The organism is Nonomuraea sp. WAC 01424 (genome assembly GCF_003947315.1).
In the GTDB taxonomy this organism is placed as follows: domain Bacteria; phylum Actinomycetota; class Actinomycetes; order Streptosporangiales; family Streptosporangiaceae; genus Nonomuraea; species Nonomuraea spiralis.
In genome coordinates, this window is sequence record NZ_QHHZ01000023.1 from 42,276 (window position 1) to 66,607 (window position 24,332).

21 protein-coding genes are annotated in these 24,332 nt (G+C 73.0%); 10 read left to right on the forward strand and 11 right to left on the reverse strand.

What is annotated here, in order from left to right; translation table 11 throughout:
* Window positions 1-80: 80 nt before the first annotated feature.
* Window positions 81-1,088 carry a non-homologous end-joining DNA ligase gene (gene ligD / locus DMB42_RS45720; RefSeq protein WP_125646259.1) on the reverse strand — a complete coding sequence of 336 codons (1,008 nt, stop codon included), beginning with the start codon at window positions 1,086-1,088 and terminating at the stop codon, window positions 81-83.
* Between the two features lie 324 nt (window positions 1,089-1,412).
* Between ligD and msrB the strand changes: the two genes are divergently transcribed.
* On the forward strand, window positions 1,413-1,814 hold the full coding sequence (gene msrB, locus DMB42_RS45725) for a peptide-methionine (R)-S-oxide reductase MsrB (RefSeq protein ID WP_125646261.1): 402 nt from the start codon (window positions 1,413-1,415) through the stop codon (window positions 1,812-1,814).
* A gap of 230 nt (window positions 1,815-2,044) precedes the next feature.
* On the opposite strand, the gene DMB42_RS45730 is transcribed toward msrB, so the two are convergent.
* Window positions 2,045-2,818 (reverse strand): hypothetical protein, encoded by a 774-nt coding sequence (locus DMB42_RS45730; protein WP_125646263.1) that lies wholly within the window; start codon window positions 2,816-2,818, stop codon window positions 2,045-2,047.
* A 454-nt stretch (window positions 2,819-3,272) separates the two neighbouring features.
* On the opposite strand from DMB42_RS45730, the gene DMB42_RS45735 reads away from it, so the two are divergent.
* Genes DMB42_RS45735 through DMB42_RS45745 form a run of 3 tightly spaced genes read left to right on the forward strand, consistent with a single transcriptional unit; the run spans window position 3,273 to window position 6,528 of the window.
* Entirely contained in the window at window positions 3,273-4,211 is a 939-nt protein-coding gene (locus tag DMB42_RS45735) for an ABC transporter ATP-binding protein (RefSeq protein ID WP_260478328.1), read from the forward strand.
* A gap of 41 nt (window positions 4,212-4,252) precedes the next feature.
* Window positions 4,253-5,398, forward strand: a complete 1,146-nt coding sequence (locus DMB42_RS45740) for an ABC transporter permease (RefSeq protein ID WP_125646264.1) — start codon at window positions 4,253-4,255, stop codon at window positions 5,396-5,398.
* The gene (locus tag DMB42_RS45745) at window positions 5,395-6,528 is read left to right on the forward strand and encodes an ABC transporter permease (RefSeq protein ID WP_125646266.1); all 1,134 of its coding nucleotides are present in this window, start codon (window positions 5,395-5,397) and stop codon (window positions 6,526-6,528) included. Before DMB42_RS45740 ends, DMB42_RS45745 begins: the two co-directional genes overlap by 4 nt.
* Here DMB42_RS45745 and hemQ read toward each other — a convergent pair.
* The gene (gene hemQ / locus DMB42_RS45750) at window positions 6,525-7,226 is read right to left on the reverse strand and encodes a hydrogen peroxide-dependent heme synthase (RefSeq protein ID WP_185845210.1); all 702 of its coding nucleotides are present in this window, start codon (window positions 7,224-7,226) and stop codon (window positions 6,525-6,527) included. The two genes, DMB42_RS45745 and hemQ, sit on opposite strands and share 4 nt — an antisense overlap.
* Window positions 7,227-7,231: 5 nt before the next feature.
* Entirely contained in the window at window positions 7,232-8,635 is a 1,404-nt protein-coding gene (gene hemG / locus DMB42_RS45755) for a protoporphyrinogen oxidase (RefSeq protein WP_125646269.1), read from the reverse strand.
* A gap of 107 nt (window positions 8,636-8,742) precedes the next feature.
* Between hemG and DMB42_RS45760 the strand changes: the two genes are divergently transcribed.
* On the forward strand, window positions 8,743-9,729 hold the full coding sequence (locus DMB42_RS45760) for a DUF4349 domain-containing protein (protein ID WP_125646270.1): 987 nt from the start codon (window positions 8,743-8,745) through the stop codon (window positions 9,727-9,729).
* Window positions 9,730-9,732: 3 nt separating this feature from the next.
* Here the strand turns inward: DMB42_RS45760 and hemE are convergent, their stop codons facing one another.
* Window positions 9,733-10,755 (reverse strand): uroporphyrinogen decarboxylase, encoded by a 1,023-nt coding sequence (hemE, locus tag DMB42_RS45765; protein ID WP_125646274.1) that lies wholly within the window; start codon window positions 10,753-10,755, stop codon window positions 9,733-9,735.
* A gap of 598 nt (window positions 10,756-11,353) precedes the next feature.
* On the opposite strand from hemE, the gene DMB42_RS45775 reads away from it, so the two are divergent.
* From DMB42_RS45775 to DMB42_RS45795, 5 genes are all read left to right on the forward strand, one after another.
* Window positions 11,354-11,950 carry a DUF3000 domain-containing protein gene (locus tag DMB42_RS45775; RefSeq protein ID WP_125646279.1) on the forward strand — a complete coding sequence of 199 codons (597 nt, stop codon included), beginning with the start codon at window positions 11,354-11,356 and terminating at the stop codon, window positions 11,948-11,950.
* 45 nt (window positions 11,951-11,995) lie between these two features.
* Window positions 11,996-13,222, forward strand: a complete 1,227-nt coding sequence (locus DMB42_RS45780) for a ribonuclease D (RefSeq protein ID WP_125646280.1) — start codon at window positions 11,996-11,998, stop codon at window positions 13,220-13,222.
* A 150-nt stretch (window positions 13,223-13,372) separates the two neighbouring features.
* The gene (locus tag DMB42_RS45785; RefSeq protein ID WP_125646282.1) at window positions 13,373-14,518 is read left to right on the forward strand and encodes a Gfo/Idh/MocA family protein; all 1,146 of its coding nucleotides are present in this window, start codon (window positions 13,373-13,375) and stop codon (window positions 14,516-14,518) included.
* Complete coding sequence (locus tag DMB42_RS45790; RefSeq protein ID WP_125646284.1) at window positions 14,515-15,675, forward strand: DUF993 family protein; 1,161 nt, start codon at window positions 14,515-14,517, stop codon at window positions 15,673-15,675. Before DMB42_RS45785 ends, DMB42_RS45790 begins: the two co-directional genes overlap by 4 nt.
* Window positions 15,672-16,571 carry a sugar phosphate isomerase/epimerase gene (locus DMB42_RS45795; RefSeq protein ID WP_125646286.1) on the forward strand — a complete coding sequence of 300 codons (900 nt, stop codon included), beginning with the start codon at window positions 15,672-15,674 and terminating at the stop codon, window positions 16,569-16,571. The genes DMB42_RS45790 and DMB42_RS45795 overlap by 4 nt, the downstream gene beginning before the upstream one ends.
* On the opposite strand, the gene DMB42_RS56190 is transcribed toward DMB42_RS45795, so the two are convergent.
* The 6 genes from DMB42_RS56190 to DMB42_RS45825 form a co-directional block, all read right to left on the reverse strand.
* Complete coding sequence (locus tag DMB42_RS56190; RefSeq protein ID WP_125646288.1) at window positions 16,568-17,611, reverse strand: glycoside hydrolase family 88 protein; 1,044 nt, start codon at window positions 17,609-17,611, stop codon at window positions 16,568-16,570. The two genes, DMB42_RS45795 and DMB42_RS56190, sit on opposite strands and share 4 nt — an antisense overlap.
* Window positions 17,612-17,668: 57 nt before the next feature.
* Window positions 17,669-20,344, reverse strand: a complete 2,676-nt coding sequence (locus DMB42_RS45805) for a PEP/pyruvate-binding domain-containing protein (protein ID WP_125646290.1) — start codon at window positions 20,342-20,344, stop codon at window positions 17,669-17,671.
* A 36-nt stretch (window positions 20,345-20,380) separates the two neighbouring features.
* The gene (locus tag DMB42_RS45810) at window positions 20,381-21,259 is read right to left on the reverse strand and encodes an alkaline phosphatase family protein (protein ID WP_260478341.1); all 879 of its coding nucleotides are present in this window, start codon (window positions 21,257-21,259) and stop codon (window positions 20,381-20,383) included.
* 44 nt (window positions 21,260-21,303) lie between these two features.
* The gene (locus DMB42_RS45815; RefSeq protein ID WP_125646293.1) at window positions 21,304-22,077 is read right to left on the reverse strand and encodes a sugar phosphate isomerase/epimerase; all 774 of its coding nucleotides are present in this window, start codon (window positions 22,075-22,077) and stop codon (window positions 21,304-21,306) included.
* Window positions 22,078-22,114: 37 nt separating this feature from the next.
* Entirely contained in the window at window positions 22,115-23,116 is a 1,002-nt protein-coding gene (locus tag DMB42_RS45820) for a LacI family DNA-binding transcriptional regulator (RefSeq protein WP_125646295.1), read from the reverse strand.
* Between the two features lie 132 nt (window positions 23,117-23,248).
* Complete coding sequence (locus DMB42_RS45825; protein WP_125646297.1) at window positions 23,249-24,316, reverse strand: hypothetical protein; 1,068 nt, start codon at window positions 24,314-24,316, stop codon at window positions 23,249-23,251.
* Window positions 24,317-24,332: the final 16 nt, after the last annotated feature.

The following is a 24,332-nucleotide window of genomic DNA, read 5'->3' on the forward strand; positions in this document are numbered from 1 at the left end:
GGCCCGGCCCCTCGAATCCATCGACGGGGGCCGGGCCTTCGCCGCGGATCGAGCGGTGCGCCACCCCCGCCGGACGCGGGTCACTCCCCGGTGTCGGGCCTGGCCTTGCTGGGCTGGACGCGCTTCGGCTCCCCCGGCATCTTCGGGTAGTTGGGCGGGTAGGGCAGGTCACCACGCTCGTCTGCGGCGTACATCTCCAGCAGGGGCTCGATCGAGTACGCCTGGTCGTCGATGGCCGCGTGCACGTCGCCCAGCTTGGCGAAGCGGGCCGGCACGGTGCGGATGTCGAAGTCACGCGGGTCGGCGTCGGCCAGCTCGTCCCAGGTCAGCGGGGTCGACACGGGCGCGTACGGACGGGCCCGCACGGAGTAGGCGCTGGCCACCGTGCGGTCTCTGGCGTTCTGGTTGAAGTCGATGAAGACGCGGTCGCCGCGCTCCTCCTTCCACCACGCGGTGGTCACCAGGCTCGGGTCGCGCGCCTCGACGGCCCTGGCCAGCGCGATGCCGGCGTGACGCACCTGGACGAAGTCCCAGCGGGGCTCGATGCGCACCGCGATGTGCACGCCGCGGTTGCCCGAGGTCTTGACGAACCCGGTCATGCCCAGCTCGTCGAGCACCTCGCGGGTGCGCTCGGCGGCCCGGCGCGCGGCGTCGAACTCCAGGCCCGGCTGCGGGTCGAGGTCGATGCGCAGCTCGTCGGGGTGCGCGACGTCGGCGGCCCGCACCTGCCAGGGGTGGAAGTCGATCGTGCCGAGGTTGGCGCAGTAGGCGATCGCGGCGACCTCGGTCACCCGCAGCGAGTCGGCGGTGCGGCCGCTGGGGAAGGTGACGGTGACCGACTGCAGCCACTCGGGATGTCTGGGCGGCATGCGCTTCTGGTAGATGGCCTCGGTCTGTACGCCGTCGGGGTGGCGCTTGATGTTGGTCGGCCGGTCTCTGAGCGCGCGCAGGGCCCCCTCGCCGACGCTTACGTAGTATTCGACCAGCTCGCGCTTTGTGGCCCCGATCTCCGGGAAGTAGACCTTGTCGGGGTTGGTGACCTTGACGGTCCGCTCCCCCACCTCGAGCTCAATGAACGGCGATGCCATGCCACCGAACCTACTCCCCCGCGCCGACAAAAGAGGTGGGCCCGTCCCGGAGCCGCGTCGGTGGCGGGACCGGGGCTCGACGGGACGGACCTAAGATCATCCGTCGCCGTTCCGGGCGCTGGCGCGCCACCCGGCCGGCCATCTCCGGTCGCCAGCGGCGCCAGCACGGGCGTGGGCTGTTGCCGCCTCGGCGAGCCGCGGACGATCTCACCCCTTTGGCAGGAGGCGATGACACCCCCTTACCGACAAAGACGCGAATTCGGCCGAGAAAGGATGCTTCACCCTGCGGAGATCTCTTTTTGCCGGATCTCGTAGTCTGGACGCATGGACAAGGTGGTCAAGAGCGAGGCCGAATGGCGGGCCAGGCTCTCTCCTGAGGAGTTCCACGTGCTCAGGGAGGCCGGGACCGAGCGCCCGTTCACGGGGGAGTACGTCGACACCAAGACCGAGGGCGTCTACTCGTGCCGTGCCTGCGGCGCGGAGTTGTTCCGGTCCGACACGAAGTTCGAGTCACACTGCGGGTGGCCGAGCTTCTTCGAACCGTCGGAGTCGGAGGCGGTCGTACTGATAGAGGACAGCAGTCACGGCATGGTGCGCACCGAGGTACGCTGCGCACGCTGCGACTCCCACCTCGGTCACGTCTTCCACGGCGAGGGCTATCCCACGCCGACCGACGACCGTTACTGCATCAATTCGGTCTCTCTGAGGCTCGAACCCAAGGGGTGATCGATCAGCGACAGCGCGTACCGGTCGCCTACGAGGGGTAGGAGCCTCTTCGTGGGCCGAGTCCATCTTCGCCACCGATGGGTGACGATAGAGACGATCGGACGTGTCGTGACTCAGCGGTGCGACGTGTGCTCGAAGACGAGGGTTCGGGTGCGCTAAGTCCGGCTCGGGGGTTTCATTGGTTCCCGGTGCGCTGCAACGGGCGGGCGGCGGTGCCGCTTCGCCGCGCGTCACTTCGGCCGGGGATACGTGACACGGCAGTTGGTGTCGGACGGACCCAGGATGTTGGCGAGGACGGGATTCCCGTTCTCGCCGAACTCCGCCTGGACGAAGACGATCGGACGCTTCACACCGTTCGCCCGGAGATACTCCAGGCCGCGCTTGCACAGCTTGATGGCCGTGGGCGAGTTGTCGGCGGTGTCGGGCAGGTTGGTGTAGATGCGCAGATAGCCGCCGACGGTGCGGATGTCCTTGACGTGTTTCATCGCCTTGTCGCCCGCGCCCCAGCGGTTGTTGAAGTACTCGGCGGCCTGCTCGTCGGTGTGCCTCGATGGGCCGTCGGCCTTGTAGCCCGCCGAGCCCTTGTGCCCGGCCGGATCCCGCTGGGTGGCCGGGTCCTGCTGGGAGGCGGGGTCTTGTTGGGTGGCCGGGTCGCCGGGGTCGGCCACGCTCACCTGCGCGTCGCCGGTCTCGGTCTGGCCCGAGACGGTGTCCTGCTTCGGGGCAGGGTCGCCCGCGCCCTGTGTGGTGGGCGTGCCGGAGCTGTCGGGGCGCGTGGCCGGTGACGTGCTCGGCCGCGCCTCGCCCTTCCGCAGCTCACGCGCCTCCGGGGCGCCCTTGCCGGCCTCGGGCGCCTGGCTGGGGTTCGCCTGGACCTGGCTCTCGCCCGCCGGGGCCTGCCGGGCTGCTGCGGCGGCGTTCCCGCCGGCCGGGGCTCCCGAGGGGGGCCCGGCGAAGGTGCCGTTCAGGCCGAGCAGCAGCGCGACTCCTCCGGCGAGCGCCACCGCACCCGCCGCCGGCCCACGTTTCCCGGCACGCGCCCGCCGCCGCCTCCCCCGCCGTCCCCGCCCAACCCGCTGCTCCGCCGTACGGTCCTCCGCCGCGTGCGCCCCTTTTGCACGGACCTCCGCTGCACGGACCTCCGACGTGCGGGGCTCCGCCATAGGGGGGTCGCCCGTGCGGCGGGTCACCGTGGGAGGTGGTTGCTCGGTGGGCTGGTCCGGGGCCGAGAGCGGCGGTCGGGAGGCCGCGTGGCGGCCCGCAGGTCGCCGGCGCCCGGGGCCCGGCCCTTCCGTGGACTGTTCCACCCCGACCCTCCTCAGCCCTTCGTGGACCGTGCCACGACATCACGCCACCGACAGGAGATTTCTCCTCGATTGTGACAAAGGGGATAGATCAATACAGGGAGATCGTCAAGTTGACCTTGATCTCCCGCACCCCCGCCAGCACACTGCTCCTGTGACCCAGGACGAGATCCTGACATGTCGGAATCTGCGAAAGACGTTCGGAGACCTCGTCGCGGTCGACGACGTCAGCTTCACCATCGCCGCCGGCGAGACGTACGGCCTGCTAGGCCCCAACGGCGCGGGCAAGACCACCACGATCTCCATGATCGCCGGGATCCTCGAACGCGACGGCGGCGAGGTACGCGTGGCCGGCCGCCCCCACGACACCAGGAGCTCCTGGGGCAAGGAACGCATCGGGTACGTCCCGCAGGACCTCGCGCTCTACCCCGACCTCAGCGCCCGCGAGAACCTGCGTTTCTTCGCCCGCCTGCACGGCCTGCGCGGCGGGCGGGTGCGCGCCCGCGTGGAGGAGGTGCTGGAGCTGGCCGGCCTGGCCGAGCGCGCCGACGACCCGGTCAAGGACTACTCCGGCGGGATGAAACGCCGGCTCAACATCGGTGTCGGCCTGCTGCACCGGCCGCCCCTGCTCATCCTGGACGAGCCCACCGCCGGCGTCGACCCGCAGAGCCGCAACGCCATCCTGGAGAGCGTCGCGGCGCTGGCCGGCGAGGGCGTCGGCGTGCTCTACACCACGCACTACATGGAGGAGGCCGAACGCCTCTGCGACCGCATCGGCATCATCGACCTGGGCCGGATCAGGGCCGAGGGCACCCGCAGGGAGCTGGTCGGCCTGGTCGGCGAGCTGGACCGGATCACGTTGACCGCCGACGGCGTACAGGCGCTGCCCGCGCTGGCGGCGCTGCCCGAGGTGCGCGAGGCGGCCGGCCGTGACGGGCGCGTCGAGCTGACGGTGGACGACGCCCGGCGGTCGCTGCCGAAGATCCTGCTCGCAGCCGCCGACGCGGGCCTCGCCGTACGGGCGGTCGAGGTCGCCGAGCCGGACCTGGAGTCGGTCTTCCTGCACCTGACCGGCAAGGCACTGCGGGACTGAGATGCGCACACTCCCCCTCCGATCAGGCAAGGGCGGCTGACATGCGCACGCTTCTCCTCATCACGGGCAAGGACCTGCGCCAGCGGCTCAGGGACAGGTCGCTGCTGCTGCTGGCGTTCGTGGTGCCGTTCGGGCTGGCGGCCGTCTTCAGCGTGGTGTTCCGGGGCGTGGACGCCCAGCAGACGGCCACGTTCGCGGTCGCGGACCTGGACCGGGGCCCGATCGCGACGGCGTTCACCGGCCGCGTCCTGCGCCCCCTCGAACAGGCGGGGGTCGTCCGGCTTCGCGGGGCCGACGACGAGGCCATGGCGCGGGCGGTCGTGGACAGCGGCGAGGCGCAGGCGGCGTACGTGATCCCCGCGGGCTTCAGCCACGCCGTACAGACCGGCCAGAAGGCGACCATCCGCGTGATCGGCGACGTGAACGCTCAGATCGGCTCGTACGTGGCCCGCTCGATCGCCGACTCCTTCGCCTCCGACGTCCGGTACGCCCAGGTGGCGCTGGCGGCCAAGGGCGGCGGCACGCCGGAGCAGGCCGTGGCGGTGCCCCCGCCGGTCACGGTCGCCGATCTGGCCGCCGACCGGCGGCAGCTCACGCTGGCCGAGGGGTTCCAGGCCGGGATGGCGGTGTTCTTCCTGTTCTTCGCCGTGCGGTTCGGATTCAGCTCGATCCTGGACGAACGCCGCGACGGCACGCTCGCCCGCCTCCTGTCCGCGCCGGTCCCCCGCCTCACGATCGCCCTGTCGAAGCTGCTGACCGGGATCGTGGTCGGCGTCGTCAGCATGGCCGTGCTGATGGCCGCCTCGTCGCTGCTGCTCGGCGCGGACTGGGGTTCGCCGGTCGGGCTCGGGCTGCTCATCGTGGCCGGCGTGCTGGCCGCCAACGGCGTGATGGCCCTGGTCGTGTCCGTGGCCAGAACGGCAGAGCAGGCCGGGAACGCCGAGTCGGCGGTCGCCGTGCTGCTCGCCGTGCTGGGCGGGGTGCTGGTCCCCATCCAGCAGACCGGCGGCGTGCTGGCGACGCTGAGCCTGGTCACGCCGCACCGCTGGTTCATGCTCGGGCTGGCCGACCTGCACGGCGCGAACGCGCCCGTCGTACCTGTCGTGCCGGTGCTCGCGCTGCTCGGCTTCGCCGCCGTCACGCTCGGGCCGGCGCTGCTGCGGGTGGACAGGATGTTCCGCCTGTGATCGCCATCGCCTGGATCAACCTGATCAGACTGGTACGCGACCGGACGAACATCTTCCCCGTCGTCATCTTCCCGATCGTCCTCATCCTGGTGTTCGGCATCTCGTTCGGCGGCACCGGCAGGCCGCGCCTGGGCGTCGCGGGCGGGGACGGCCCGCTGGCCGCCGAGCTGGTCGCGGCGCTGGCCGGGTCCGGCGAGCTGGAGCTGGTACGGGTCGCCGACGAGGCCGAGGCCCGCGACGCCGTCGAACGGGGCAGCCTCACCGCCGCGCTGCTCATCCCCGCCGGCTACGACCGCGCCCTGGCCGCCTACACGCCGGTCGAGCTGCCGTACGTGGCCAGGAACGAGCCCTCGGCGCTCCAGCTCGGTGCCGCCGTCAGGTCGGTGGTGTCGCGGGTCACCATGACCGCCCGCGCCGCCGCGTACGTGCGCGAGGGCTCCTTCCCCGACCTCGTCGCCAGGATCGGGCGCATCAGCGTGCCGGGGGTCACGGTGGAGTCCGTCATGACCGGGCCTGCCAGGCCGGTCCAGGTGTCCAGCTTCGACATCGCCGCCACCTCCCAGCTCCTGCTGTTCGTCTTCCTCACCTCGCTGACCGGCGCGTCGTCGCTGATCGAGACCAGGCTGCTCGGGGTGTCGCGGCGGATGTACGCGAGCCCCGTCTCCAGCCGCGCGATCCTGCTCGACGAGGCGGCCGGGCGGGTCGGGATGGCGCTGACGCAGGGGCTGGTCATCATGCTCGGGTCAGGGCTGCTGTTCGGCGTGCGCTGGGGCGACCCGATCGGCGCGGGCGCCTTGCTGCTGGCGTTCTCACTGGTGGGAGGGGGTGCGGCGATGCTGCTCGGCGCGGTGGCGCGGACCGCCCAGCAGGCGGTCTCCGTGGGCCTGCTGGCCGGGCTGGGCCTGGCCGCGATCGGCGGCGCGATGGTGCCGCTGGACCTGTTCACCGGCCCGATGCGGCAGATCGCGCACCTCACCCCGCACGCCTGGGCCCTGGACGGCTTCGCCGAGCTGCTGCGCGGGAACGGCACGGTGGCCGACGTCGTACCGCAGCTCGGCGTGCTCGCGTTGTTCGCGGCGGCGCTGCTCGCTCTCGGGTCGTGGCGGCTGCGGGCCGCCCTGACCCGCTAGGGCAGGGCCGCGACGAGCTCCTGGACCGGCTTGCGCGCGCCCGTGTAGAACGGGATCTCCACGCGGGTGTGGCGGCGGGCCGCCGCGGTGCGCAGCGTGCGCATCAGGTCGACGATCCGGTGGAGCTCGTCGGCCTCGAACGCCAGCATCCACTCGTAGTCGTTGAGCGAGAAGCAGGCCACGGTGTTGGCCCGCACGTCGGGGTAGTCGCGGGCCATCCGGCCGTGCTCGGCCAGCATCGCCCGCCGCTCGGAGTCCTCCAGCAGGTACCACTCGTAGGAGCGCACGAACGGGTAGACGCTGACGTACGCCCGCGGCTCCTCCTCGGCGAGGAAGGCCGGGATGTGGGACTTGTTGAACTCGGCCGGCCGGTGGAGCGCCATCGCCGACCAGACCGGCCTGCTGTGCCGCCCGAGCCCGGTACGGCGGAAGCGGGAGTAGACGTCCTGGAGGTCCTCGGGCGTGGGCGCGTGCCACCAGAACATGAAGTCGGCGTCGGCCCGGTAGCCGGACACGTCGTAGACCCCCCTGGTCACGACGTCCTTGCCGGCCGCCTGGTCGAGCAGCTCCTCGACCTCGTCGGCCATGTTCTCCCGGTTGCCCGGGACCTGGTCGGTCACCTGGAAGACCGACCACATGGTGTAACGGATCACCTGGTTGAGATCGCGGGCCTTCGGCCGCGGCGCGCCCTCTGTCATGTCCTTCATTCTCCTCGTTGCGACAGGTGGTCCAGAATCCGGGCCGCGGCGGTACGGGCGGTACCGACGCAGGCGGGGACGCCGATGCCGTCGTAGGCCGCGCCGCACACCGCGAGACCGGTGACGCCCGAGACCGCGGCGCGCACCCTGGCCACCCGGTCGAGGTGGCCCACGTTGTACTGCGGCAGCGCGCCGCCCCAGCGGGTGACCCGGCTGTCGACCGGCAGGCCGCGTACGCCGACCACCTCGTCCAGCTCGGCCATGGCCAGCGACACCAACTCGGCGTCCTCGCGCTGGAGCAGGTGCTCCTCGCCGATCCTGCCGACCGAGCAGCGCACGATCAGCAGGTCTTGAGCCAGGTGGGGCCACTTCACCGAGCTGAACGTCACCGCCTTGACCGGCCGGCCCTCCACCGGCGGCACCAGGTAGCCGCTGCCGGTCGGCGGCTGCGGGAAGGCGTCGAGCGGGTAGGCCAGCGTGACGACGGCCATGCTCGCGTACTCGATCCTGGCCAGCTCGGCCGCGGCCTTCGGCACCTCGGCCTTGAGCAGCCGGGCGGCGGCGGGACCCGGCGTGGCCAGGATCACCGCGTCGGCCTCGATCACCTCGGGCTGCGGCACCGGCCCGGCGACCAGCCGCCAGCCGTGCTCGGTGCGGTGGAGCTCGCGGACGGTGACGCCGGTCCTGATGTCGGCCCCGGACGCCTTGGCCACCCCCTCGGGCAGGCCGCCCAGCCCCTGGCGCAGGGTCGTGAAGACCGGCCCGGCGTTCTTCGGTGTGCCCTCGACGATGTGCCTGGCGGCGCTCAGCAGCGAACGCTCGGCCCGGGCGACGGCCGCGACCTGCGGCATCGTCGCCTCCAGCGACAACATGTCGGAACGGCCCGCGTAGACGCCGCCGAGCAGCGGCTCGACCAGGCGCTCGACGATCTCGCCGCCCATCCTGGCCCGGATGTAGGAGGCCACGGACACGTCGGTGCGCACCAGCGTGGGCGGCAGGACCTGGTCGAGCGGCACCCGCAGCAGGCCGCCGGGCGAGACGATGCCCGATCTGGCCAGCTCGGCCAGGTCGGCGGGCACGCCCATGACGTGTCCCTTGGGCATCTGCCGCAGCGCGCCCCTGGAGTAGACCGACGACCGGACGGTGCCCGGGAAGACCAGGTCTTCCCCCAGCCCGACGGCCTTGGCCAGCTCGACGCCCTCCGGCCGCCGGGCCAGCATGGCCTCGGCCCCGGCGTCCGCGCTCACTCCCGCGACCTCGGAGGCGTGCAGCTTGCCGCCGAGGCGGGGGCTGCCCTCCAGCACGGTGACCTTGACCCGCTCGCTCGTCCCCTGCCGGAGAAACCATGCGGCGGCCAGACCGGAGATGCCTCCGCCGATGACGACAACGTGCGCCCGATTCCCTTCCACGTCTCCTGACGCTACCGCCTCGGTGGACCGCCCAGCAGCTCGGGGCACGTGACCGTACCGTGACGCTTGCCACCAAACCCGGGTGATCCTCCATCCGTCATAAGGGCATGAGACTCCGGTTAGGCATCGCGCTCTCGGCCTGCGCCACTCTGCTGCTCGCAGGCTGCGGCGGCGGCTACGAAGCGATCAGTACGGGCGGCTCGTCGGAGGCGGCCCCCGCCGCGGCTCCGCAGAGCCTCGACTCCGCCTCCGCGGAGGAGAACGTCGCCGCCAAGAGGGCTCCGGAGAGAGCCGACAGCGCGGTCTCCGACGTCAAGCTCATCCGGCAGCAGGACCGGCAGGTCATCTACACCGGCAGCATGACCGTACGCGCCAAGGAGGTCACCGCCGCGGCGCAGCAGGCCAAGCAGATCGTCACCGCGGCCGGCGGCTACCTGTCGAGGGAGGAGTCCAACACCGCCAGCGACACCGAGGACTCGGCCATGCTGGAGTTCAAGATCCCGCCCACCCGGTACGCCGAGGTGACCGGCAGGCTGGGCAAGGAGCTGGGCAAACAGCTCTCGATGAACCAGGGCACGCAGGATGTCACCCTCCAGGTCGCCGACGTCGACAGCCGCCTGAAGTCGGCGCAGGAGTCGCTGGCCTCGCTGCGCACGCTGCTGAAGCGGGCCGACACCATCGGGCAGGTGCTCCAGGTGGAGAAGGAGATCAGCTCCCGTGAGGCGGACCTTGAGGCGTTGCAGGCCCAGCAGAAGGAGCTGGCCACCCAGGTCTCGATGGCCACGATGACGCTCCGCCTGGTCGGGCCGGTGGCGGTGGTCGAGGACCCGGCCGAGGAGCCCGCCGGGTTCCTCGGCGGGCTGAAGGCCGGGTGGGGGGCGCTGGTGTCGTTCACCAAGACGGCGCTGACCGTGCTCGGCGCGCTGCTGCCGTGGCTGGTCGTGTTGGTGCCGCTGGTGGCCGTGGCCGTGTTCCTGGTCCGGCGCAACCGCGCGCGCCGGCGTCCGGCCCCCGCCGCCCCCTCGAAGCCGGAGCCGTCCGGGCCCGAGCCGTCCGAGCCCGGCCCGTCCGAGCCGGGGGCGGCGTCGGCCTGACGGTCAGGCGCTCGCTTCGTGGACCAGGTCGGTCAGGCGCTTGAGCTGGTCGGGGTCGGTCGAGGGGAGCACGCCGTGGCCGAGGTTGAACACGTGGCCCTCGGCCGCCGCGCCGCGCCGCAGCACCTCGCGGGCCTTGCCTTCGACGACCTCCCACGGCGCGAGCAGGATGGCCGGGTCGAGGTTGCCCTGCAGCGCCTTGCCCGGCCCGACGCGCCGGGCCGCCTCGTCGAGCGGCACCCGCCAGTCGACGCCCACGACGTCGGCCCCGGCCTCGCCGAGCACGCCGAGCAGCCCGCCGGTGCCGACCCCGAAGTGGATGCGGGGCACGCCCGCGACGCCCTCGAAGATGCGCCGGGTGTGGGGCAGGATGAACTCGCGGTAGTCGGCCGGCGCCACCGCGCCCACCCACGAGTCGAAGAGCTGGATCGCCGAGGCCCCGGCCGCGATCTGGATGCGCAGGTGTTCCAGCACGATGTCGGTCAGGCGTTCCATGAAGGAGTGCCACAGGGCCGGCTCGCCGTACATCATGGCCTTGGTGCGGTCGTGGTTCTTCGACGGGCCGCCCTCGATCAGGTAGGACCCGAGCGTGAAGGGCGCGCCGGCGAAGCCGATCAGCGGGGTGCCGCCCAGCTCGCCGACCAGGGCCCGCACGGACTCGGTCACGTAGGGCACGTCGTCGGGCTCCAGCGGGCGCAGCGCCGCCAGCCCCCGGGCGTCGCGGATCGGGTCGGCGACGACCGGGCCGACGCCCGGCTTGATGTCGAGGTCGACACCGATGGCCTTGAGCGGGACCACGATGTCGCTGAAGAAGATCGCCGCGTCGACGCCGTAGCGGCGCACCGGCTGCATGGTGATCTCGACGATCAGGTCGGGCGTCGCGCACGCGGTGAGCATCGGCACGCCCTCGCGCACCTTCAGGTATTCGGGCAGCGACCGCCCGGCCTGCCGCATGTACCAGACCGGGGTGTGCGGGACGGGCTGCCTGCGGCATGCGCGCAGGAAGGCTGAGTCGGCGAGATTCACCCTCCAAGGGTGCCATGGCCCCCGATCGGCCAGGACATCGGCGCGAGGTGTCGGAAAAACATACATTGGATACCCAAAATCATGATCAGATAGCCAGATGAAGGTTTACCGGTCTGCCCGGCAGCGGCGTCGCACACGGGTCGAACACACCCCATGGCCGCCCAGAGAGCCGGTCTCGACTGGATCAAATGTTCACCAACCCACCGCGCGGCATCGATTCAGCGACCACTTTCGGGACACGCCGAGCGCGTTGCGCGGAATTGTCATCGGCTCGTGTCAACGTCGGAGCCACGACCCGAAGAAAGGCCCCGGTTCGATGACTGGTGCGATGACCGCGTTGTGGAGTTCCCCGGAGCGTCGCAGCGAGAGCTGCGCGACCTGCGCTGGCGAGCGGCTGTTCGAACAGCCACCCTGTTTCGACGGGCATGAGCCGGGCCAGTGCCCGGAATGGGCCTGCGCCGAATGCGGCCACGCGATCCTGCTCGGCTGGGCCGAGACCACCCGACCGGTTCGCCAGCTGGTTACGGCAGCGGCTTGATCACCAAGGATGAGCACCCCCGTGGTCCCCTTCCGTTCGTCCTCGACCTACGCTTCGGCTATGACACCCGGTGACCAGCCACCGCCGCCGGCAGCGTTCACCCGCGCGGCGGAGAGCCTGCGGCCGGCCGAGGTCAGGCCGGAGATCGAGCTTGAGGACCTGCCCGCGCCGCAGCGGCTGGCCCCCTACTCGGCCGCCATCGGCGCCTCCGTCTACCGCGACGACGACGAGCTCGCGGTGGGCCGGCTGATCCTGCTCTACGACCCCGACGGCCAGCGCGGCTGGGAGGGCCCGTTCCGGCTGGTGGCCTACGTCAGGGCCGACATGGAGCCGGAGATCACCTCCGACCCGCTGCTCGGCCCGGTCGTGTGGAGCTGGCTGACCGAGGCGCTGGAGGCCCACGAAGCCGACTACTCCGCGGCGGGCGGTACCGTGACTAGAGCTGTGTCCGAGGGCTTCGGCAACAAGGCGGAAGACCCGGTCACGACCGAGCTCGAGCTGCGTGCGTCCTGGTCGCCCGCCGAGGAGGATCTGTCCGGCCACGTCGCCGCCTGGTGCGACCTCATGTGCCTGGCGGCGGGGATCCCGCCGCTCCCGCCCGACGTGGCCGCGCTGCCGCGCCGACGTGATGATCCGGAGAGTGACCGTACGAAGTGAGGGCACCAGTCAAGACAGCACCAGCGTCATGAGGTCGGTGAGCTCATGACAGAAGAACGCACCGTCGAGCCCCTGCTCGAACCCCGCGAGGGCATCCCCCCGGTGATCGCCGACGCCGAGGCGCTGGCGCGCGTCGTCGACGCCTTCGCCGCGGGCACCGGTCCCGTGGCGGTCGACGCCGAACGGGCCTCCGGCTACCGCTACGGCAACCGCGCCTACCTGGTCCAGCTCCGCCGGGCCGGGGCGGGCACCGCGCTGATCGACCCGATGGGCTGCCCCGACCTGTCGGCGCTCGACACGGCGCTGAGCGGCGCCGAGGTCGTGCTGCACGCCGCGTCCCAGGACCTGCCGTGCCTGATGGAGGTCGGCTTCAAACCGCGCGAGATCTTCGACACCGAGCTGGCCGGGCGACTGCTCGGCTACGAGCGCGTCGGGCTCGGCACGATGGTCGAGACCGTGCTCGGCCTGCGGCTGGAGAAGGGCCACTCGGCCGCCGACTGGTCCACCAGACCGCTGCCCGAAGACTGGCTGCGCTATGCCGCCCTCGACGTCGAGGTGCTGGTCGAGCTGCGCGACCTGCTCCGCGAGGAGCTGGCCGGGTCGGGGAAGCTGGAGTGGGCGCGCGAGGAGTTCGCGGCCGTGCTCAACACCCCGCCGCCGGTGCCGAGGTCCGACCCCTGGCGGCGTACGTCGGGCATCCACAAGGTGCGCAACGTGCGCGCGCTGGCGATCGTGCGCGAGTTGTGGACCATGCGCGACACGATCGCGAGGGAGAGCGACCTGGCCCCCGGCCGGGTGCTGCCCGACGCCGCGATCGTCACCGCCGCCCTTGAGGGCCCCCGTACGAAGAAGGCGCTGACGGAGATCTCGGCCTTCACCGGCCGCAGCGCCCGCCGGTACATGAACGACTGGCTGGCCGCCGTCAACCGGGCGCGGGCGTTGCCCGACGGCCAGCTCCCCCAGCCCAGCACGCCCGGCGACGGTCCGCCGCCGCCCAACCGCTGGGCCGACCGCGATCCGGCCGCCGCCAAACGCCTCGCGGCGGCGCGGGCCGTGGTGGCCGCGCTGGCCGAGGAGTACCGCATGCCCACGGAGAACCTGCTCCAGCCCGACGCGGTGCGCAGGCTCACCTGGGAGCCCCCGGCCGACATCACCGACGAGAGCGTGACCGAGCGGTTGCGTTCGCTCGGGGCGCGTGAGTGGCAGCTCTCGCTCGCGGCCCACCCCATCACCAAGGCGCTGGCCCGGCTCGAAGGCCGGGGCGACAGCTAGCCGCCCGCCGGTGCACGGGCGGAGGGCCTGCCTCCGCCCGCCGGCGCTCCCACGCACCTCGCCATGCCAGGCGGCCACTTGACGCTCGGCCGGGCGCAGCCGTACGTTTCGGGAAAGCGCTTTCCTTGCCCGATTCCTGAAGGGATCCCCATGAGCGTGCGCATCATCGGCGTCGTGATGAACGGCGTCACCGGACGAATGGGCTACCGCCAGCACCTCGTCCGGTCCGTGCTGGCCATCAACGAGCAGGGCGGCGTCACGCTCTCGGACGGCGACCGGGTGCAGCTGCGACCGGTTCTGGTCGGCAGAAACGCCGACAAACTCGCAGATATCGCGAACAAGCATGGAATTTCGGATTTCACCACCGACCTCGACGCCGCCCTCGCCGACGGCGACAACCTGATCTACTTCGACGCCCAGGTCACCAGCGCCCGTGTCAAGGCCGTGCTCAAGGCCATCGAGGCGGGCAAGCACGTCTACGCCGAGAAGCCCACGGCCGAGTCGGTGCAGGAGGCCGTCGCGCTGGCCGAGGCCGCAACGGCCAAGGGGGTGAAGAACGGCGTCGTCCAGGACAAGCTGTTCCTGCCGGGCCTGCTCAAGCTGAAGCGGCTGATCGACGGCGGGTTCTTCGGCCGGATCCTGTCGGTGCGCGGCGAGTTCGGCTACTGGGTGTTCGAGGGCGACTGGCAGGAGGCCCAGCGCCCGTCCTGGAACTACCGCGCGCAGGACGGCGGCGGCATCGTGCTCGACATGTTCCCGCACTGGCACTACGTGCTGGAGAACCTGTTCGGCCAGGTCAGGTCGGTCTACGCCAAGGCCGTCACGCACATCCCGTCCCGGGTGGACGAGCGGGGCCGCACGTACGAGGCCGACGCGGACGACGCCGCGTACGGGATCTTCGAGCTCGAAGGGGACGTGATCGCACAGATCAACTCCTCCTGGGCGGTCCGCGTGAACCGGGACGAGCTGGTGGAGTTCCAGGTGGACGGCACGTACGGAAGCGCCGTCGCGGGCCTGCGCAACTGCCGCTTCCAGCACCGCGCCGCCACCCCCAAGCCGGTCTGGAATCCCGACCTGCCCGCCACGGCCCGCTTCCGCGAGGACTGGCAGGAGGTGCCGGACAACGCCGAGTTCGACAACGGGTTCAAGGTCCAGTGGACGGAGTTCGTCCGGCACGTGCTGGAGGACGCGCCCTTCCCGTACGACTTCGCCGCCGGGGCACGCGGTGTGCAGCTCGCCGAGCTGGGCCTGCGTTCGAACGCCGAGGGCCGCCGGATCGAGGTGCCGCAGCTGTGAGGATCGACCTGCCGGGCGGCGCGTACGTGCCGCTCGAGCCGGTGACCTGGCCGGTCGTGGCCATCCCGGCGACCAGCCGGGTCGTCTACGCGGCCGCGCACGTCGTCGCCGACCCGCTCGGCGACAACACCCCGGGCTCCCCCGCCGCCGTGGACTGGGAGGCGACGCTGCGCTTCCGCCGCCACCTGTGGTCGCACGGCCTGCGCGTCGCCGACGCCATGGACACCGCCCAGCGCAACATGGGGTTGGACTGGGCCGCGACCAGGGAGCTGATCCGGCTCAGCGCCGAGGAGGCGCGCTCGTACGGGGACCCGGCGGCGCTGGTGGCCTGCGGCGCGGGCACCGACCACGCGCCGGACGCCGCCGACCTGCACACGATCACCGCCGCGTACGCCGAGCAGGTGGAGACCGTCCAAGCGGCCGGCGCGGGCGTGATCGTCATGGCCTCCCGCGCGCTCGCCCGGGTGGCGGCCGGGCCCCGGGACTACCACCAGGTGTACGGCAAGGTCCTCGGCCTGGCCGACCGCCCGGTGATCCTGCACTGGCTGGGCGAGATGTTCGACCCGCAGCTCGCCGGCTACTGGGGCGCGCCCGGCGTGGACGCCGCGACGGAGTCGTTCCTGGAGCTGGTCCACGCCCACGCCGCGATGGTGGACGGCGTGAAGGTGTCGCTGCTGGACGAACAGCACGAGGTGCGGCTGCGGGCCGCGCTCCCCGAGGGCGTCCGGCTCTACACCGGCGACGACTTCAACTACCCCTCCCTCATCAGGTCGGGCTCGCACGCGCTGCTCGGCATCTTCGACGCGATCGCCCCGGCCGCCGCCGCGGCCCTGCGCGCGCTGGACGCGGCCGAGGCCGCCACCGGCGAGGAGGCGGCCCATCACCTGGCCCGCTACGACGAGATCCTGGCCCCGACGGTCGCGCTGTCACGCAAGATCTTCGAGACGCCGACGTACCACTACAAGACCGGCATCGTCTTCCTGGCCTGGCTGAACGGCCACCAGGACGCGTTCGCCATGGTGAACGGCGCCCAGTCGGCCCGGTCGGTACGCCATCTGGCGGAGGTGTTCAGGCTGGCCGACCAGGCCGGGCTGCTGGCCGACCCGGAGCTGGCCGTACGCAGGATGCGGGCGCTGCTGGAGGTGAACGGCCTGTGAGTCTGTCGCTGAACCAGTGGACGACCAGGCGCTGGTCGGTCGCCGAGGCCGTGGACGGCTGCGTGCGGCACGGCCTGGAGGCGGTCGGGCTGTGGCGCGAGAAGGTGGCCGAGCAGGGGCTCGCGCGCAGCGCCGCGCTGGTGCGGGAGGCCGGGCTGCGGGTGTCCTCGCTGTGCCGGGGCGGCTTCCTCACGGCGGGCGGGCTGCCCGGCGAGGAGGGGCGGCTCGCCTTCGGGCGGGCGCTCGACGACAACCGGCGGGCCGTGGACGAGGCGGCCGAGCTGGGGGCCGCGTGCCTGGTCATGGTGGTCGGCGGCCTGCCCGGGGTCCGGCCCGGCGAGCCACTCCCGTCCGGCTCGTCCAGGGACGTCGCCGGGGCATCGGAGGTGGCCGGTTTCTCCAAGGATGTCGCCGGTGCGCGGGAGCGGGTGGCCGAGGCGTTGTCGGTACTGGCGCCGTACGCGGGTGAGCGGGGTGTCAGGCTGGCGCTGGAGCCGCTGCATCCCGTCTACTGCCCGGACCGGGCGGTCCTGTCCACGCTGGGCCAGGCGCTCGACCTGTGCCTGCCGTACCCGGAGGAGCAGGTGGGGGTGGTGGTCGACACCTTCCACGTGTGGTGGGACCCCAGGCTGTCGGAGGACGTCGCGCGGGCGGCGGGGCGGATCGCGTCGTACCAGGTGTGCGACTACCTGCACCCGCTGCCCGCGGACGTGCTGCTCGGACGGGGGATGATGGGCGACGGCGTGATCGACTTCGCGCCGATCACCCGGGCCGTGCTGGCGGCGGGCTACACGGGCGACATCGAGGTGGAGATCTTCAACGCCGACGTCTGGGCCGCCGACCCGGACGAGGTGCTGGCCACGATGAAGGCCCGCTACGCCGAGCTGGTGGTCTAGAGGCGGCTGGTGTCGATCGCGCCGTCGAGGACGAGGGCGGCTTCGAGCAGGAAGTAGTCGCCCCAGATCAGCTCGTGGCCGACGGCCAGGCCCTTGCGGCGGTTGTAGCAGCCGTCCACCAGGCCGCCGTGCTCGTTGAGGTGGTCGCGGGCCAGCGCGGCGAGGGTGTCGGCGGCCTGCTCGCGGTAGCCGTCCTTGGCCAGCGGCGCGAGCTTGGCCAGGGCGGCGGCGGCGATGGCGGTGGCCGAGGTGTCACGGGGCGCGTCCGGGATGCCGGGGTCGTCGAAGTCCCAGTAGCAGACCAGGTCGGACGGTACGTGGGCGGTGTACCAGTCGGCGACCTCGGCGGCCGGCTCGGTGAACTCCGGCGACAGATGAGCGGCCTGGGCGAGGCCGAGCATGGCCCACGCCTGCGCGCGGGCCCAGGTGCTGCCCGGCGACGAGCCGTTGACGGCGCCGGTCGAGGTCTGGGCGACGGAACCGTCCTCGCGTACGCAGATCGCGCGGCAGGCGCGGGCGTGGGACTCGGCCATGACGAGCAGTTCGCGGGCGCCGGTGCGTTCGGAGGCGAAGGCCAGCAGCGGGACCGTGCCGGGCAGGCCGTCCACGCAGGCGCCGGGGCGGGGCCAGCCGTACTTGGCGACGTCCTCCTCCTGGGGCGGCAGCAGGCCGGCCAGCGGGTCGAAGCCGATGCTCAGGGACTGGGCCGCGGCCAGGGCGGTCGGGGCGCCGGGCTCCTCGTCGCCGGCGAGCACGGCAGGGAGCGCGGCGCCGTACCAGAACAGCAGGCCGCGCAGCAGGGTGGGGGCGTCGGTGCGGGCCGCCAGCCGCCCGGCGACCTCGCCGGCGGCCAGGGCGAAGCGCGGGTCGCCGGTGGCGACCGCGGCCAGGGACAGCAGTCCGCCCCAGAAGCCGCCGCACCAGTCTCCGTCCTCGGACCAGGTCCATTCGCCCGTCACGGGGTCGGCGTGCACGGGGAAGCGCCCTTGCGACTGGGCGAGCGTCGCCTCGACCCTGCGCACGAGCTCTGTGACCACCATGGGACCGCCTCATCCGGAAACGTAGTGCCTTCTCCGGTTACCCCTGGCGGCACGTGCCTAACGGAGCTCGTCCCCGGAACGCGCGGTCACGGTGCCCGCCGCGCCGTCGACGGTGATCTCCTGGCCCGTGGTGATCCGGCTGGCGGCGTCGGGGACGCCGACGACGGCGGGGATGCCGTACTCGCGGGCCACCACGGCGCCGTGCGACATGGCGCCGCCCATCTCCATCACCAGGCCGCCGGCCGTGAGGAACAGCGGGGTCCAGCCCGGGTCGGTCGAGGGGCAGACGAGGATCTCGCCGGGCTCCAGGTGGGCGCCGGTCGGGTCGAGCACCACCCTGGCCACGCCGGTGACCGTGCCGGCCGAGGCGGGCGTGCCGGTCAGCGCGCCCTCGGGGGCGGGACCGGCCAGGGCCTCGGGCTCGGTGCCGTCGGAGAGCATGATCCGGGGCACGTGCCTGCGGCGCGACTCGCGTTCGTACGCGGCCCGCCGCTCGCGTACGAGGTCGCGCAGGTCGCCGCCGGCCAGGGCGGACCTGGCCTCCTCCAGGCGCAGGAAGTACACGTCGTCGGCGGTGTCCAGGACGCCCGTACGGACGAGGTGGTCGCCGACGGCGCGCAGGCTGTGCCGGACGGCGGCGATGCTCCTGACCGCGTAGAACTTGGGCAGCTCGCGCAGCCCGGCGTACGCGCGGGTGCGGCCGAGCGCGAGGCGCACCACGGGCGCCCGCCACCGGCCCTTGGCCGCCGCCAGTGCCGCGGCCCGGTCGGTCTCCGCCCGCGCGGCCCGCGCGCCCTTGGCGAACAGCGCGGCGGGTGCGAGGTCGGAGCCGGCGTCGATGCGCAGGTAGTTGGCCAGTACGCCGAGGATGTGCGTGGGGTCGTCGGACCAGCGAGGCACGCCGAGGTCGATCTCGGCCACGCCGCGGTGTCCGTACTTGTCCAGGAACGCGGCGATCCCCCGCTGGGCCCGCGGCGGCAGCTCCCCCGCCCGGTAGCGGCGGGCCAGCTCGGCCGCGGACGCCTCCCGGAACGGCTCGGGCTCGATCCGGGTGGCCAGGTCCCACAGTTCGAGGTCCATCTCGGTGGTCGGGTTGTTCGGCACGGCGCGCAGGACGTCCTGGAGGTCGCCCACCCGCAGTCCGGCGAGCCGGGCGGCCAGGCCGAGCAGGGCGTAGCCGGTGATCACGATGGGCATGACCGAGACGATGGCCGGGAACAGGCCGCCGAGCACGCGTTCGGCGTGGTCGAGCCGCTGGGCCGGAGTCGCGGCGGCAGGCAGGTCGAGCCGTCTGTCCAGCGCCTCGCCGACCCGGGCGGCGTGGGCGAGCGCCCTGGCCGGGTTCAGCAGCGCGTCGCGGACGCGCGCCGGCGCGTGGACGCGGCGGGCGAAGCGGCGCAGCCCGCGCAGGAACGGCCGGCGCGAGGTCTGGACCACCGACAACCGCGGGTCGTGGACCAGCTCCCGGACGACGGCCGCGGCCCGCGCCTCCCCCAGGGGCATCAGCCGCGTCAGGACCGCCCGGCCCATACGGCTGCGCACCGGCGTGGTCAGGTCGATCCACAACCGCTGCCCCGCCTCGCCCAGGAACGCCGGGCCGTCCAGCGGGTCGGCGGGCCCGTGCCCGAACAGGCTCGCCGCCCCCGAGCTGACCAGGTTGAACGCCGACACCCCCATCGGTGTGAACGGCCCCATCACGCCCTGGGCGACGTTGAGCGACAGGTGCACGCGAAGGCCGGGCCGGGCGGGCTCGGGCAGCGGGTAGAGCGTGGTGATCGGCCTGGCCTGGGTGAGCCAGAGCGTGCCGTCCGGGTCGATCGCCCACTCGATGTCCTGGGGCGCGCCGTAGTGGTCCTCGACGCGGGCGCCGAGCGCGGCCAGGTCGAGCACCTGCGCGTCGGTCAGGCAGAGACCGCCTGTCTCGCCACGTTCGGCGTCACCCACGGATTCCACGCGCTCGACGTGTTCGACGCCGCCGCCGGGCAGGGGTCGGACGGACAGTCGTTTGTCGCCCGCGTGCCGTTCCCGCACCTCGCCGCCGAGGACGACGAACCGGTCGGGGTTGACCGCGCCCGAGACGACCGCCTCGCCCAGGCCGGGGGCGGCGTCCACGACGGCCTGGTGTCGCCGGCCGGTCACCGGGTCGGCCGTGAACAACACCCCGGCCACCCGCGCGTCCACCATCACCTGGACGACCACCGCCAGCCGGACGCCGGCGTGGCCGATGCCCTCGGCCTCCCGGTAGGCCACCGCGCGGTCGGTCCACAGGGAGGCCCAGCAGCGGCGTACGGCTTCGAGCACCGCCTCGGCGCCCACCACGTTGAGGAAGGTGTCCTGCTGACCGGCGAAGCTGGCGAACGGCAGGTCCTCGGCGGTGGCCGAGGAGCGCACGGCCACCGGTACGTCCGCGCCGAGCCCGGCGTAGGCCTTCACGATCGCCTCGCGCACCGGTCCGGGCACGGTGGCCTGGAGCAGGTGCCGCCTGGCGCGCTCGGCGAGCCCGTCGCCCGGGGTGAGGTCGAGCCCGTCGGCGGCCTGGCGGTAGGCGTCGGTGGTCAGGACCCAGCCGGGCGGGACGGGCAGGCCGGCCCTGGTCAGCTCGCCGAGGTTGGCGGCCTTGCCGCCCACGTCGGCGAGCGTCGCGGCATCGAACCCGGAGGCCCGGGAAACGCCGGAGACCCCGGAGACGCCGGTGATCGCGGAGATTTCGGAGAAGTCACGTGTGAGGCTCATGGAGGCACCCCCTCTCCGAAGTCTGCCATAAATTCATCAGCTGTTGAACAGCGGTGTCCCGTCCAGTTCCCAGGCGGGGTCGAGCGGCACGCCGAGCAGGGCGAGGGCCGTCGGGCCGACGTCCACCAGGCGGGGCTCGCCGAGCGGACGGCCGCCCAGGTCCTCGCCCAGGCGGTTCGCGATCACGAACACCGTGCGCTCCTCGTCGGACGTGCCGCCGTGGCCGCCCTCGTCCACGTGGCCGTGGTCGGTGGTGACCAGCACCGTCCAGCTCTCGCCGGGGCGGGCGCGGACGGCGTCGAGGAGTCTGCCGAGGTAGGCGTCCTGGGCGTGCAGGGCGGCGGCGTACTCGGGGCAGTGGGGGCCGAGGGCGTGGGCCACCTCGTCGGTGTCGCCCAGGTAGACGAAGGCGAGGTCGGGGCCGGTGTCGGCGAGGTGGCGCTCGGCGGCGTCGGCGATCCGCTCGTCGGCGACGGTCCAGGTGAGGGCGTAGCCGTCCAGGACCATGCGATGGTCGATGGCGGGGCCGAAGGCGTTGTGCTCGCCGAGGGCGGCCCAGGAGAGGAAGGCGGCGGTCGTGAGATCAGGACGGGCATCCTTCACACGACTCAAGAAGTCCGGAAATTTCGTGAACTGGGGGCTGGTGAAGCTGTTGTCCACAACGCCGTGCTTGTCCGGCCAGGCTCCCGTGGCGATCGACGACCATCCGGGGCCCGAGTCCGTACGTGAGCTGATCACGCGGCCGGCCGACCGAGGCTCCGGAGCCTTGGGCACGACCTCGCCGGGCGCCTCGGTCCTGGGGGCCGCCGCCTCGCCGTACGGGAGTTTGCTGGTGCCGTACGCGCCGGAGGCCATCAGCGACGACAGGACCGGGGGCGCCAGGGCGACGAGCCGGTCGAAGCGCAGGCCGTCCATTCCGACCACGAGGACTTTGTTCTTGTTAAGGGGCATTCCCCTATCTAAGCGGTGAACCGTCGTACCCAGGCGACCGCGCCCGGCAGGATCTCCTCGACCGGCGCCACCTGCGGATACCAGGTCCGCTCCCACTCCAGCGAGACCCATCCCGCGTACCCGGCCGCGCGCAGCAGTTCGCCGGCCTCCTCCAGCGGGACCGAGCCCGTCCCCATCGGGACCGGAGTGGTGTCCTCGGCCGAGACGGCGTCCTTGACCTGGACGTAGGCCAGCGAAGGGCCGAGCGCGGCGAGCGTGCCGGCCGGGGGCTCGCCGTGCCGCCACGGGTGCAGCAGGTCCCACAGCGCGCCGGTCGACTCCGGGCGTCCCGCCTCGGCCAGCAGCCCGGACACGGCCGCGCCGGTCGCCATCCGGTCGTGCGTCTCGACCAGGACGCGTACGCCCAGAGCGGCGGCCGTACCGGCGACGGCCCTGAGCCTGCGGGCGCCGACCGCCGGATCGTCGCCGCGCGGGAACACCCGCACGCCGGGCGCGCCGAGATCGGCGGCGAGCCGCAGGTCGGCGAGGAGCGCCTCGGTGACCGGTTCGTCCGGCCCCGGCTCGCAGATGCCGACATAGCCGGCCAGGGCGGCGATCTCCAGCCCCGCCCGTTCCACCCGCTCCCGCACGCCGTGCCTCTCCGGCGCCGTCAGCCCCGCATGGACGCCGGTGTCGGGATGCAGCCGCAGCTCAAGCCCCTGGCAGCCGTACGCGGCGGCGACGGCGACCGCCCGCTCCAGCCCCTCGCCAGGCATCCCCAACGTGCTGACCGCCAGCTTCACACCGCTCTCCCGCCCCCGGCGGCCCCGCGGGGGCCGCTCATGCCATCTTCCTGACGCTCTCCCGCAGAACGACCTCGCCCGCGACCTGCTCGACCACGGGCTCGGCCGCGCCGTCCTCCCGGCCGAGCGCGAGCTCCAGCGCCCGTGCCCCCATGTCCTTCAACGGCAGCCGTACGGTGGTCAGCGCGGGCACGTGGTCACGCAGCGTGACGATGTCGTCGAAACCGGCCACCGAGACGTCCTCGGGCACCCGGATCCCGCGTTCCCTGTAGGCGGCCAGCGCCCCCACGGCCATCACGTCGTTGACCGCGAACACGCAGGTCGCCTCGCCGATCTCGGACGCGGCCCGGTGGCCGCCGTCGCGGTCGAACGCGCCGTGGACCACGACGGGCTCGGGCAACCCCAGCTCCCGCAGCGCCTCGGCGAACCCCTCGCACCGGTCGGCCGCGGTCACCAGGTGCGGCGGCCCGGCCAGTACGGCGAAGCGGGTGTGCCCGAGCCCGGCCAGCGCGCGGGCCAGGTCGGCGGCCCCGGCCCGGTTGGCGGGCGCGACCGTGTCGACGCCGAGCAGGTCCTGGCCCACGCACGCGGCCCGGCCGCCGCCCTCCCGGTAGCGGGCCAGCTCGTCGCGCAGCCGCCCGGTCACGACGGGGTCGGCGACCCGCGAGCCGACCAGCAGCACGGCGCGGACGCGCTGGGCGTTCATGGTGGCGACGTAGGCGATCTCCTGCTCGGGGTCGCGGTGGGTGGTGCCCACCATGACCAGCAGGCCCTCGGTGGCGGCGGCCCGCATCGCGCCGTCGGCCAGCGCCGCGAAGTAGGGGTCGGTCAGGTCGTGGACGACGATGCCGATGACGTTGCTCGCCCCGCGGGCCAGCGTCTGGGCGGCGATGTTGGCGCGGTAGCCGAGCTCGTCGGCGGCCCGTTCGACACGGGCCCGCAGGGTCGCGCCCACCTGGCGGGTGCTGCCGTTGAGCACCCGCGAGGCGGTTGCCAGGGAAACGCCCGCCTGCTTGGCGACGTCCTCAAGCGTGACCACGAGACCTCCCCGGAAAGCGGTTTCCAAGTCTGCCAGACGGCGACCTGGCTCCGCATCCTCGCACGCCCACCCCCCACCCCGACAGAACCAGAAGCGCGCCGCACAAGGGAACCGCCGGGGCTCAGACGGGGGTCAGGCCCAGGGGAACAGGATGTCGAAGAGGCCCTTCTTCTCGCTCGGCGTCGGGTCGGGCTGCTGCTGCTGGCTCGGCGGGGGCGCCTGCGTGGGGGCCGAGTCCTCCTGCTCCGGCTGCTTGGTGGCGGCCGGGCGGCCGGCGTCCTCCGGAGCGCCGTCGGAGGTGTCGTTCATCTCGCCGCGCGGCCCGTGGGTGGTCTTGCCCTCGGGCGTGTCCGTCGGACGGCTCTCGCGGGCGGGGGTGGTGGGCCGTACCGAGGGCTCGCGGGTGGGGCGGGCGCGGTGGACGACGGGGGTCGGGGTTACGGTCTCGGAAACGGTCGGCTCGGCCGTGTCCGTATCCGTGGGCTCGGGCACGACCTCCTCGGTCTCCTCCGGGGCCGCGGTCTCCGCCGGCGCGCTCACCTCGCTCGCGCCGGCGCAGCGGCCGGCCGCGCACGGGTCGTCGGCGGAGGTGCCGGTGAGCAGCCATCCCGCCCCGACGCCGACCAGCACCACCGCGGCCGCCGCCAGCACCAGCACCCTGGTGCGGCAGCGCACCTGCCTGTCGCCCCCGGAGCCGCGCCGGTCGTCGGAGTCGTCGGTCCAGCCCGAACCGAGGAAGCCGCGCCTCGTACGGTCGGCGTCCTCGTCGCGGTCCGGCTCGTAGCCCTGGTCCAGCGGCAGGTACGGCAGGTCGTCGTCGCCCGCCGCGCGCTCACCGGCGGGCACCTCGAACGACTCCGCGCCCAGGACGGCGTGCGGCCCGCTCAAGCTCCCCAGAGTCTCGTGCGGCCCGCTCAAAGCCTCGTGGGACCCGCTCAGCGTCTCGTGCGGCCCGCTCGCGCCGTCCAGCACGTCATGCGCCCCGCTCACGCCGCCGAGCACGTCATGCGGCCCGCTCAGGCCACCGTCGAGCACGTCGTGCGACCCGCTGGGGGCGTCGAGCACGTCGTGCGCCGGTTCGGCCGGCTGCGCGCCCTTGTCGGCCGGGAGGATGTAGGTCTCGTTGCCGGAGACCTGGATGGCGGGCTGCTCGTCGGTGTCCTCGGTGCTCCACCGCGGGGACAGCACGTCTCCGGTCATCTCCGGATTTAACGAC

Bases quoted from the DNA above. Each gene is read 5' to 3' on its own strand.
- ligD (WP_125646259.1), bottom strand. From the start codon at position 1,088: ATGGCATCGCCGTTCATTGAGCTCGAGGTGGGGGAGCGGACCGTCAAG.
- msrB (WP_125646261.1), top strand. From the start codon at position 1,413: ATGGACAAGGTGGTCAAGAGCGAGGCCGAATGGCGGGCCAGGCTCTCT.
- DMB42_RS45740 (WP_125646264.1), top strand. From the start codon at position 4,253: ATGCGCACGCTTCTCCTCATCACGGGCAAGGACCTGCGCCAGCGGCTC.
- hemQ (WP_185845210.1), bottom strand. From the start codon at position 7,226: ATGACAGAGGGCGCGCCGCGGCCGAAGGCCCGCGATCTCAACCAGGTG.
- DMB42_RS45760 (WP_125646270.1), top strand. From the start codon at position 8,743: ATGAGACTCCGGTTAGGCATCGCGCTCTCGGCCTGCGCCACTCTGCTG.
- DMB42_RS45775 (WP_125646279.1), top strand. From the start codon at position 11,354: ATGACACCCGGTGACCAGCCACCGCCGCCGGCAGCGTTCACCCGCGCG.
- DMB42_RS45780 (WP_125646280.1), top strand. From the start codon at position 11,996: ATGACAGAAGAACGCACCGTCGAGCCCCTGCTCGAACCCCGCGAGGGC.
- DMB42_RS45785 (WP_125646282.1), top strand. From the start codon at position 13,373: ATGAGCGTGCGCATCATCGGCGTCGTGATGAACGGCGTCACCGGACGA.
- DMB42_RS56190 (WP_125646288.1), bottom strand. From the start codon at position 17,611: ATGGTGGTCACAGAGCTCGTGCGCAGGGTCGAGGCGACGCTCGCCCAG.
- DMB42_RS45805 (WP_125646290.1), bottom strand. From the start codon at position 20,344: ATGAGCCTCACACGTGACTTCTCCGAAATCTCCGCGATCACCGGCGTC.
- DMB42_RS45810 (WP_260478341.1), bottom strand. From the start codon at position 21,259: ATGGACGGCCTGCGCTTCGACCGGCTCGTCGCCCTGGCGCCCCCGGTC.
- DMB42_RS45825 (WP_125646297.1), bottom strand. From the start codon at position 24,316: ATGACCGGAGACGTGCTGTCCCCGCGGTGGAGCACCGAGGACACCGAC.